Source organism: Pseudomonas sp. o96-267, from assembly GCF_003935465.1.
GTDB classification, from domain to species: Bacteria; Pseudomonadota; Gammaproteobacteria; order Pseudomonadales; family Pseudomonadaceae; genus Aquipseudomonas; species Aquipseudomonas sediminis.
This window is the reverse complement of record NZ_RHQP01000095.1, coordinates 1-885: the sequence shown is the minus strand read 5'-3', so window position 1 is coordinate 885 and position 885 is coordinate 1. Positions and strand designations below refer to the sequence as shown.

2 protein-coding genes and 1 pseudogene are annotated in these 885 nt (G+C 58.0%); 2 read left to right on the top strand and 1 reads right to left on the bottom strand.

From position 1 onward, the window contains the following. Positions 1-94: pseudogene (locus EGJ86_RS24900) on the top strand (IS6 family transposase); the annotation flags it as partial. A 75-nt stretch (positions 95-169) separates the two neighbouring features. Further along, complete coding sequence (locus EGJ86_RS25055) at positions 170-334, top strand: hypothetical protein (RefSeq protein WP_158620923.1); 165 nt, start codon at positions 170-172, stop codon at positions 332-334. Here the strand turns inward: EGJ86_RS25055 and EGJ86_RS24890 are convergent. After that, positions 331-648, bottom strand: coding sequence for a hypothetical protein (locus EGJ86_RS24890; RefSeq protein WP_125836948.1), 318 nt, complete (start codon positions 646-648; stop codon positions 331-333). The two genes, EGJ86_RS25055 and EGJ86_RS24890, sit on opposite strands and share 4 nt — an antisense overlap. Positions 649-885 lie beyond the last annotated feature (237 nt).

The following is an 885-nucleotide window of genomic DNA, read 5'->3' as shown; positions in this document are numbered from 1 at the left end:
GGTGCGCCTTGTGGAGAGAGCTTTTGGCATTGGGCCCTCGGCGCTGACGGAGGCCATGGGCATGCTCAACCACCATTTCGCAGCAGCCGCCTGATCGGCGCAGAGCGACAGCCTACCTCTGACTGCCGCCAATCTTTGCAACAGAGCCTCCGTCGCTGGAGTGCATCACTTGGGGCTGGTCGAGGCTGGCAAGTCGGTGGGCGGCGAGCTGCTGCAATACCTATTGCCGCTGGGCTGGGAGCACATCAACCTGACTGGCGATTACGTCTGGCGGCAGAGCCGCAGGCTGGAGATCGGGAAGTTCAGGCCGCTACGATTGCCCGGAAAACCTTAGCGTACGATTTTTTCCGAATTCTGCGGGCACCCCTTTTTGTCCCCTGCGTAGATCCGATAAATCAGTTGCTGCTGGCCGTTTTCGGCTTGACCAGGCGCATGGATCTTGTCGCGGGTCTTGGCTTCTTGGTAAACGCCCCATGGAATAGGAGTGCTCAACGGCTCGCTAACCACTTCGATTTTATAGCCGCGCTGTTTACTGTTGCGGTCTGCACCGAAGAGATATGGGTTGCTAGCACCTGGCTTCGGCGCGATCAGGTAGTCGGCCACTGAGTCGAGAGGAGCACCCAAACGGTCATAGCTGATTAGGGACATATAGCGAGCATGCGGAAAACTGCCCTCTAAATGCAGCTTCGCGCCCTTCGGCACCGAGAAAGCTGCTCCCCAATAGAATGTTCCGGCGTCAGGGAAGGCGATGTTGATGTAGGGGTCACCACTGACCGGGCCGTAGCGCCAAAAACACGAACGAGGGCCTGAGGGTGTACGAATTTTTGTGTAACCGACTCATGAGCGACACTGTCGCTCCGAACCGGAGACACCATGAGCAAGACG